Annotated in this window: 8 protein-coding genes; 7 read left to right on the top strand and 1 reads right to left on the bottom strand. The window is 66.4% G+C overall.

Annotated elements, in window-relative coordinates; all coding sequences use genetic code 11:
- Positions 1 to 180 precede the first annotated feature (180 nt).
- A complete protein-coding gene (locus tag ACFVW8_RS06375) occupies positions 181 to 918 on the bottom strand; it encodes a TetR/AcrR family transcriptional regulator (RefSeq protein WP_389686625.1) in 738 nt (245 codons plus the stop codon).
- Positions 919 to 1017: 99 nt separating this feature from the next.
- On the opposite strand from ACFVW8_RS06375, the gene ACFVW8_RS06370 reads away from it, so the two are divergent.
- The 7 genes from ACFVW8_RS06370 to ACFVW8_RS06340 all read left to right on the top strand — a co-directional run bounded on the left by ACFVW8_RS06370 (position 1018) and on the right by ACFVW8_RS06340 (position 9525).
- The gene (locus tag ACFVW8_RS06370) at positions 1018 to 2658 is read left to right on the top strand and encodes a DHA2 family efflux MFS transporter permease subunit (RefSeq protein WP_389686623.1); all 1641 of its coding nucleotides are present in this window, start codon (positions 1018 to 1020) and stop codon (positions 2656 to 2658) included.
- Between the two features lie 375 nt (positions 2659 to 3033).
- Entirely contained in the window at positions 3034 to 4389 is a 1356-nt protein-coding gene (locus ACFVW8_RS06365; protein ID WP_389686621.1) for an acyltransferase, read from the top strand.
- A 145-nt stretch (positions 4390 to 4534) separates the two neighbouring features.
- Positions 4535 to 4783, top strand: coding sequence for an acyl carrier protein (locus ACFVW8_RS06360; protein ID WP_389686619.1), 249 nt, complete (start codon positions 4535 to 4537; stop codon positions 4781 to 4783).
- Positions 4780 to 5859 (top strand): beta-ketoacyl synthase N-terminal-like domain-containing protein, encoded by a 1080-nt coding sequence (locus ACFVW8_RS06355; RefSeq protein ID WP_389686617.1) that lies wholly within the window; start codon positions 4780 to 4782, stop codon positions 5857 to 5859. The genes ACFVW8_RS06360 and ACFVW8_RS06355 overlap by 4 nt, the downstream gene beginning before the upstream one ends.
- Before the next feature lie 106 nt (positions 5860 to 5965).
- On the top strand, positions 5966 to 7216 hold the full coding sequence (locus ACFVW8_RS06350) for a beta-ketoacyl-[acyl-carrier-protein] synthase family protein (protein WP_389686615.1): 1251 nt from the start codon (positions 5966 to 5968) through the stop codon (positions 7214 to 7216).
- 47 nt (positions 7217 to 7263) lie between these two features.
- Positions 7264 to 8307 (top strand): aldo/keto reductase, encoded by a 1044-nt coding sequence (locus ACFVW8_RS06345; protein WP_389686613.1) that lies wholly within the window; start codon positions 7264 to 7266, stop codon positions 8305 to 8307.
- A 57-nt stretch (positions 8308 to 8364) separates the two neighbouring features.
- Positions 8365 to 9525, top strand: coding sequence for a nucleotide disphospho-sugar-binding domain-containing protein (locus ACFVW8_RS06340; protein ID WP_389686611.1), 1161 nt, complete (start codon positions 8365 to 8367; stop codon positions 9523 to 9525).

Genomic DNA, 9525 nt, shown 5'->3' with positions numbered 1-9525 from the left:
CGGGTACGCGGGGGCGCCGCCGTACCCGGCCGCCGACGCGCGGCAGCCCCCTGGGCAACACCGGGACCGGAGGCGGCGGCAGTGCGCCACAGGTCCCTGTCGCGACCCGGGCGGGGACTCAACGCCTGCCTTCGGGCGACGCAGTACCGTGCCCGGCGTCGATCTGCGGGCTGCGGCCCGTCAGGCGAGGCGAGCGAGACTGGCCGCGATGCTTTCCAGTACCCGGGCGAGGCCGTACTGGAAACGTGCGTCGGGCTGCATGTGCGGAGTCATGGTCTCGGTGAGTACCCGGGTGAACATCGGGTACTCACCGGTGGCGACCAGCTGCTTCGCATACGGCCTGCTCTGTCGCATCCACTCCACCATGTCGATCTTGGTCCTGCGCGCTTCCTCCAGCCATCCGACTTCGTTGCGTACGAAGCTCTCGACATAGCTGTTGTACAGGCCGATAAGGCTGAGCAGCTCGTCGACCTGAAGGTCGAACTCGGCGAGCGTGCCGAGCACGAACTCCTGCTGACGCAGCGAGTTGGGACCCCAGATCGGGTGGCCGTGCGTCCAGGCGGTGGCGAGCCAGGGGTGGCGGAGCCACAGGGCGCGCTTCTCGTTGGCCGCTGTTGTCAGTGAGCCTTGCCAATCGGGGCCGGGCTGTTCCGGGAGCCGGGTCTCGCCGATCACCTCGTCGACCATCAGTTCGATGAGGTCTTCCTTGCTGGGGACGTAGTAGTAGAGGGACATTGCGCCGGCGCCGATCTCGGCCGCGATCCGGCGCATGGAGGCCGCCTCCTGGCCCTCGGAATCGGCGATCTTGATGGCTGCTTGCACGATCCGGTCGCGGCTGAGCGTCCGCTGTGCCCGTGCCGTCCGTCGGTCCGCGGGCTCCGGGCGCATCCAGATGCTCAGGGGTTCGTTCTCGTTCATCGCACACTCCACTCCCTATCTGTCGTACAGCGTACCAACTATGCTACGTTCATCTTCGTACGGTGTATGAAGAAGCGTGGACCAAGGATGTGAGACGTCATGCCAGAAGGAGATGTGGTTGCGATCGGGGCTCCCCCCACGGCGTCGGCCAGGCCGGCGCCGAAGCGCCGCGGTTACGGCGTGTTGGCGGTGCTGCTCGGCCTGACGCTCTCGATGCTGGATCAGGTCATCGTGGGCACGGCGCTGCCGACGATCGTCGGTGAACTCGGGGGACTCAAAGAGCTCTCCTGGGTGGTGACGGCCTATCTGGTGGCCAGCGCGGCGGTGATCCCGATCTGGGGCAAGCTGAGTGACCTCTACGGCCGTCGAGGCACCTTCATCACCGCGATCGTGGTCTTTCTGGTCGGTTCTCTGCTCTCGGGCCTGGCGCAGAGCATGACCCAGATCATCGCCTTCCGCGCGTTGCAAGGTCTGGGCTCGGCCGGCCTGATGGTCGGCACCTTCACGCTCATCGGTCATCTGGCGACCGGTCCGGCCGACCGGATCCGGATGCAGACGATGATCGGCATCGTCATGCCGCTTGCCATGGGGACCGGGCCGATGCTCGGCGGCCTGCTCACCGAACACGTCGGCTGGCGCTGGTCGTTCTTCATCAACATTCCGCTGTGCCTGGTCGCGCTCGCGGCCAGCGCTGTGGGCATCCCGCGCAGTCCTCGCCGTCCGAAGGTCAGGATCGACCTGCTCGGCAGTGTGCAACTCACCGGCGGCATCGTGGCGCTGACCCTGCTCCTCAGCTGGGCGGGTACCCGGTACTCGTGGGACTCGGCCCCGATCATCGGGCTGGGCGTGGCCGCCGTCGTGCTGCTGGCCTCGCTGCCGCTGGTCGAGCGACGAGCCGTGGAGCCGATCCTGCCGTCTCGGCTCTTCCATACCCGCGACTTCACGCTCGCCCAGGTGTTGGGTCTGCTGGTGGGCGCCGGACTGCTTGGTGCTCTGGTGTATTTTCCCCAGTACCTGCAGCAGGCACTGGACGTCTCACCCACTACCAGTGGACTCCTGCTGCTGCCGTTCCTGATCGGCATGATCATCATGGAGCTGGTCGTCGCCCGGCTGGTCGTCCGGACCGGTCCGCTGAGGCTCTATCCGGTTGTCGGCGCCATCGTTGCGGTGGCCGGCGTCCTCCTCCTGCTGCTGTTGGGGACGGGGACCGGTCTTGTCGCCGCCACACTGCTGCCTCTGCTGGCCGGGCTCGGCATCGGCGTGCTGATGCAGAGTTCGCTGATCATCTCCTTCGCCTGCCAGACAGATCAGCGCAATCTTGGCGCGGCGAGCGGAATGATCAACCTGTTCCGTGCGGTCGGCGGATCGTTGGGTGTCGCCCTGCTCGGTTCGCTCTACACGAGCCGACTGGAGCATGTCCTCACCAGCCGACTCGGTGCCAAGGACGGTCACGCGCTTGCCGCGGCCAGCGGCCAGAGCACCCCCGCCGACATCCGTGCCTTGCCCGCGCAAATCCGCGAGGCGTTCCAGGCTGCCGTCGTGGCGGGCCTGCACAGCGTAGTCATCGGGATGGCCGTGATTGCAGTGCTGGCCCTGGTGACGTCATTCTTCCTCCGTCGCCGCCTGATCATCCCGGGTCAGCCGGGTCAGCCGGGTCAGCCGGGTCAGCCGGGTCAGCCGGGCCGGCCGCGCGGCAGCCGTGACCGGAATGATGCGCCGTTCACGCCCAATGCCGGATAGCCGTTGGTGCGCCAAGCAGAGCACGTACTCCCGCCGTAGATCCCGGATCTACGGCGGGAGTACGTGCTTCTCGCAGAAGTCGACGCCGCGGGGGTGTCGGCTCGGCCCGGTCTGCCCGGCGCCGGCGAGACGCTTGCTGCCGGCGGCAGGCCTGCGGGCCGACTGAATAGCGGAGATTTAGCATAAACTTAGATGATGAGTGCTTGAGTTCTTTCATATGTTCGAAGAGGCTGCTCTGCAAGGTGCGCCGAAGCTTTGTTTGGATTTGCCGCTGAATTGGGGCGTAGGGAAATTCGACGAAGTTCGATCCGGCCTTTGCGGGAGCGGATCACAGCTGGCCGCGTAGGCGTACTCGTCTATGAATCAGGAGAATATATGGGCACTCGGGTGCGGCTGCGTGAAGCATGGACGATTACATCGGGTAAGGTCCGCGACACCGTCGTGCAGTGCGGCTCGACCGACGCGACGTACGTCGAGCGCTATGTGGCGGTCGCGTTTTTCTTCGAGCGAGCCGTGAACGGAGAGGACCTGGCGGACGGGCTTCGTCGTGCGCTCGGCCTCGTGCCGGTTTTCGGGGGCCGGCTCCGGGCCGGAGGTGACGCGCTGGAGATCGTCTGCTCCGACGCCGGAGTGCCCATGACGGTCCTCGATGTTGATGCGTCCCTCAGTGACGCTGTCCGGGAGGCAACGCATCCGGACTGGGGTCTGACCGAGCGGGTCGATGTCATGAACGAACCCCTGGAGGCGCGCCCGCTCCTGACGGTGCGCATTTGCCGGCTGGCCGACGGCGCCATGACTCTGGGGTGTACGTGGAACCACTCGGTGGGCGACATGGGCAGCTTCATGCAGTTCATTCGTGTCTGGTCGGCACTCGTCGAAGGGATAACACCGCCAGAGGTACTCATAGTCGACGACCGGGACGGCTACCTGGACCGCGTTCTGCCGCGCGAGGGCTCCGGTCAGCCGATCTGTCAGCCGCTGAGCCGGGACGAGTTGACCGGTGCGGGGCACCGGATGCCCCCCATGCGGGAGGACAACGGAACCGTTCAGATCTGCTTCGGCGATGACGAGGTGCGCCGGATGCGGCAGATGTTCGGCGGCGAGCCCTCGCGACCCCTCTCATCGAACGACGTGCTCTGTGCCCACCTGGTGACCACGTTCCGGGGCATGGAGGCGGATCCCGTCCCTTGGAACCTGTCGGTACCCGTCGACCTCCGTCCTCGTCTCGGCGTTCCGGCCGAGTTTCTCGGCAATCTCGTCCAGTCCATGTTCCTCCCGTGTCCACCGATGGAAACGGCCGACGTACTCGCGGCCCGTATTCGGTCCGGGCTGGATGATTTCACGCAGTCACATCTCTGCATGCGTTCCGATCGCGCCTTTGTCGGACCCGTCGGACGATCCCGCTTCCACCGGTGTGCTCCCGTGGCCTTCGACCCTGCGCACCGGACATTCATTGTGACGAACTGGTCCCGCGCGGGCGCGTACGGCGTCTCATTTGACGGGCAGCACCCGGTTTTCTTCAGCCCGGTCGTCAGCTCCCGGGCTCCGCTGTCGTGGTTTGGCTTCCTCAACAGAGGGTTCGGTGACAGGGGGTTCCTGCTCACCGCAGTCGTCCCGGCACGGCTCGCCGAACACCTGCGGAGTCCGGAAGGCCGGGCGGCGGTCCACCGCTTCGTCGATCCGGCCGAGGAACGTCGGGCACATGCCGTGCTTCCGCCGGACGTCGTCTGACGGCGGGCGACAGCCGGATTTAGCGTTCGTGCGCTGCAAGCTAGTGAAAACATAGAATTCTTCGGCTTGAACTTTGCTGGGGTTCCGAAGAAGCTTTTGATGACATCCGGTGAAGTGGTTTCAGTAATTAGACCTGGAGGCGGGCATGGCGGTTGTGACGCCAGACGAAAAGCAGCGCATCAAGGGGATCGTCTGCGATATTCTGGAGCTCGATGGTGATGAGATCGCTGATGACAGCCTGTTCGTCGAGGACCACGATGCCGATTCGATGAGGCTTATCGAGATTCTTTCCTCTCTCGAACTGAACCTCAGGGTGACCATCGAGCAGTCGGAACTCTCCCGAATGGTGAACCTTCAGGGAATCTACAAGGTCATCGGGAACATCGCTCGATGAGTAAGGTCGATTCGGCGGGCTCCGGCCTCGCCATCACAGGGTGGGCGGTGACCTCGCCCTACGGCATTGGTCGAAGCGTATTCTCCGAAGGGCTGGCTGCCGGGCGTTCCACGGAGCGGGTGATCGAGCAGGGACAGGGGCCGGCCGGGACAGCATGCCTGGTTCCGGATTTTGACTCGCGGGCCGTCCTGGGAAAGAAGGGCACCCGGATGATGAACCGGGTGACCGGGATGGCGGTCTCGACCATTGGGGATCTGCTCCGGGAATTGCGCAGCGACGGGCTTGATCCGGACACGACCGGAATGGTCCTCGGGACGACGGTCGGGAGTGCGCAGAGCACCATCGACTTCACGCGTGGCTCGCTCACCGGCGAGCGCCCATTCCATGTCGAGCCGGGCCTCATCCCGTACGCGGTGATGAATGGGGCGGCCGGACAGTGTGCCATCTGGCACGGGGTCAAGGGGCCGAACGCCACTCTGGCCGCCGGCCGGTCGGCCGGGCTGCTCGCGCTCAACTACGCCCGCCGACTCTTGCTCACCAATCGGGCGGGAACTGTACTGTGCGGTGCCGCCGAGGAGTACTCGGTGGCCCGTGCCTGGATCGCCGAGCACAGCGCAGCAAACGATGCTCCCGGCGCTCTGCTCGGAGAGGGTTGCGCGATGTTCGCACTGACCGCCGAGCCCACGGACGAGCCGCCGCTCGCCACCTTGCTCGCGGTGAAGGCGATGACCTGCAGTGACGGGGACTGGTATGCGGCCGTCCGCCGATGTACCGAGCGGGCGATGGCTGCGGCCGACGTGCAGCCCTCTGATGTGTGGATGGCCAGCCCATCCGGCGCCGCCGGCGCGGCTGGGCAGGCCGAGCGTGCCGCGCTGAGCGATCTCTTCGAGGTCGGTGATCGGATGGTCTCCGTCACCGAGCTGATCGGAGAGACTCACGCCGCCTCGGGGGCTCTGCAGCTCGCGGCCGTGCTGAGCCTGGCCGGGAAGAACCCGGAGTCTTCCCAACGCCTGGCTGTCATCACCTCGGCCGACGAGAGCGGCACTGTGGTGGTTTGTCTGGTGAAGCTGTCCTGAGCTGTTCCTGTGCCGGTGGCCGGGTCCTGCAGGTGTCCTGTTGTACCGCGTAGTTGAGATGCCCAAGACCCCTGCTCGGGGCAGGCATTGGAGGGTTGGAACGGACATGGGTGATGTGCTTGCCGCGCATTCGCGGCCTGCCAGTGACCGGGTGGTGATTACCGGGCTCGGCGTCTTCTCCAGTATCGGAATCGGTGTGGAGGAATTCGCCGCAGGGCTGCGGGAAGGCCGCAACGGCGTCTCGCCGATCTCGGTGTTCGACACCGTTGGGTTTGCCCATGCCAACGGCTGTGAGGTGCCAGGCTTCGAGCCGAAGGAGTGGCTTGAGCGGTGGTCCGTGGACGAGCTCGGCCGGACCAGTCAGTTCGCGGTCGCGGCGGCCCGGATGGCGGTGCGCGACGCCGGGCTCACGGATGACGGCCTGCGTGAGCGGCGGGTGCAGATCTCGATCGGCACCACCGATGGCGAGTCGCAGGACCTGGACCACTTGGCTCAGGCCTGGGTGGAGTCCGGACCTCAGGACTGGGATCCGGAGGTGACGCGACGGGTCGGAGCCGGACGTCTGTCGGCTGCGGTCGCCTGGGAGCTGGGGTTGTCGGACGCCGAAGCGCTGACCCTGGCCACGGCCTGTTCGGCGGGCAACTATGCGATCGGCATGGGCTTTGACGCGATCCGGGTCGGTGACGCGGACATCGCACTGTGCGGTGGGGCTGATGCGATGTGCCGGAAGTCCTTCACCGCCTTCTACCGACTGGGCACCATCGCACCGGACTTCTGTCGGCCGTTCGACCGGGATCGTCAGGGCATCCTGACTGGTGAGGGTGCCGGCGTGCTGGTACTTGAGCGTCTGGACTCCGCCCTCGCCCGGGGGGCGCAGATTTATGCCGAAGTGCTGGGATACGGCCTGAGCTGCGATGCCTACCACCCGGTGCAGCCCGAGCAGTCGAGTATCGCGCGCTGCATGCGCTCGGCACTCTCGGACGCCGGTGTGCGGCCCGAGGAGGTGGACCTCGTCTCCGCCCATGGCACCGGAACCAAGACCAATGACGTGACCGAGTCCCGGGCGATACGCGAAGTGTTCTCCGGGATGCCGCCGCGCACAGTCTCGCTGAAGTCCATGCTCGGCCACACCATGGGAGCAGCCAGCGCGCTGGGGGCGATCGCCTGCTCATTGGCCATCACCCATCGATTCATCCCACCGACGATCAACCACCGGGAGACCGATCCCGAGTGCGAGATCGATTGCGTGCCCAACGAGTCGGTCCCTGCCGAGCTGCGGGTGGTGCAGAACAACGGCCTGGCCTTCGCGGGCAACAATGCGGTTGTCGTGCTGGGCAAACATCAGCATTCGGCGTGATATTCGCCGACGAGTTTCCGGCCGACAGATAGAGAAGGGCATGCCCGATGAAGTACTTCGTACTAGGGAAGACCGGTCTCAGGGTCTCCGAACTCTGTTTCGGTGCCGGCACGTTCGGCGCCGGCGACTGGGGCGCGTCGAAGGAGGTTGCCGGCCGGCTGATCGATCTGTACGCGGAGGCGGGCGGTAACTTCCTGGACACTGCCAATGTGTACGGGGGCGGTCAGTCGGAGGCGTTCCTCGGTGAACTGCTGGCCGGGCGAAGGAATGACTTCGTGCTGGCAACGAAATACAACGCGATGACGCGACCGGGAGATGTGAACTCGGCAGGCAACCACCGTAAGAACCTGGTCAACTCGCTTGAGGCGAGCCTGCGTCGGCTGAAGACCGACCATGTGGACCTGCTTTGGCTGCACGCGCGTGACGGCTTCACGCCGGTCGAGGAGGTCATGCGCGCCCTGGACGACCAGGTGAAGGCCGGAAAGGTGCTGTACGTCGGCGCCTCGAACTGGACGGCCTGGGAGATCTCCAGGGCCAACATGCTGGCCGACCTCCGCGGCTGGTCGGCCTTCGCGGCCCTCCAGATCCGCTACAACCTGCTTGAGCGCACCCCGGAGCGTGAGCTTCTTCCGATGGCGCGCAGCTGTGAGGTCAGCACGCTCGCCTGGGGGCCCTTGGCCGAAGGCCGGCTGACCGGCAAGTATCTGCGAGGCGAGGCGGGCCGCCTCAGCGCGGAGAACTGGGCAGGAGAGGCCCAGTGCGACGAGGCGATCGTCCGCGAGGTGGTCAGGATTGCTGCCGAGGGTGGGTGGAAGCCTGCGCAGGTCGCTCTCGCCTGGCTGCGCAATCGTCCCGGAGCTGTGCATCCGATCCTCGGTGCGACCACCGAGGACCAGTTGCGTGACAACCTCGCGTGCTTGGAAGTACGGCTGGGCGAGGCTGAGCTGGCCCGCCTCGACGAGATCAGCCGGATCGACCTCGGCGCCCCTCACGAGCAGCTGCGCCTACCCAAGTTCACGACGTCCTGCTACGGCGATCGCTGGCAGGACATCGCCGATTTGCAGGGCCGGGGGCTGGCAGATCTCCGCTGAGGAGCAGAACGCGAAAGCCGCTCCGGCGGGACGACCTCCACGGAATCGGGAGTACTGATGCGCATCCTCTTCGTTGCCGCCGGCAGCCTCGCCACCGCGTTCGCGCTCGCCCCGGTCGCGACGGCTGCGCGCAACGCGGGCCATGCCGTCATCATGGCCGCCAACGACGATGTGGTACCGGCCATCACGGGCGTCGGCCTGCCCGCGTTCTCGGTCTCGTCGCTGCCGCTCGGCCACTTCGTCAACACGGACAGGGCGGGCCGGCCGGTGGTGATCCCCACAGAGCCGGAGGAGCAGATCCCCTTCACGGGACGCTGGTTCGGACGGATGGCTGCCGCCTGGCTGGATCCGCTCAGCGAGCTGGCCCGTGACTGGCGGCCCGATGTCATCGTAGGCGGCACGATGGCCTACGCCGCTGGTCTCCTCGCCGCCCGGATCGGCGTCCCGTATGTACGCCACGCCTGGGACGCGATCGAGGCAACCGCGATCGACCACGGAGCGGTTGTGGAACTCGATCGGGAGCTTGGCGAGCTGGGATTGGCGTGGCTACCGGAGCCGGAGTTGTTCATCGATGTCTGTCCCCCCAGTCTGCGGCCTCCGGAGTCCCATCCGGCGAAGCATGCCATGGAAATGCGGTGGGTCCCGGTCAACGGGCAGCGACAGCTGGAGCCTTGGATGCTCGCCCGGTCTGAAAGGCCGCGGCTGTGCCTGACCACCGGCAGCCGGGTGGCACATGACGTGGGCGCCCACGACATCCGGCGCCGCTCGTACGAACTCCTGCGCGCCCAGGCGGTCGCCCTCAAGGAGCTGGATATCGACCTGGTGGTGGCCACGCCCGACGAGGCCGGTACGGCCCTGCGGGCGGAGGTCCCGGGCGTGCGGGCCGGATGGGCACCGCTCGACGTGCTGGCACCGACGTGTGACGTGATCGTGCACCACGGAGGGGGAACCACGAGCCTGACGGCGATGACTGCCGCTGTGCCGCAGGTCGCCATTCCCCAGGGCGCCGTCCAGAATCTCGGCGCACAACGGCTGTCCCGTTACGGGGCCGGCAAGACCCTCTTCGGCACTGACGGATCACCAGCGGCGATCGTCGACGCGTGCCGGGAGATCCTGGGTGATTCCTCGTACGCCGGCCGCGCCCGTGCACTCTCCCGGGAGATCGCCGAACTCGCGCTACCCTCCCAAGCCGTGTACAGAATCGCTGAGTTGGTCTAG

The sequence above is a fragment of the Streptomyces sp. NPDC058221 genome (assembly GCF_042882365.1).
Taxonomy (GTDB): Bacteria; Actinomycetota; Actinomycetes; order Streptomycetales; family Streptomycetaceae; genus Streptomyces.
This window is presented reverse-complemented; position numbering and strand designations above follow the sequence as displayed.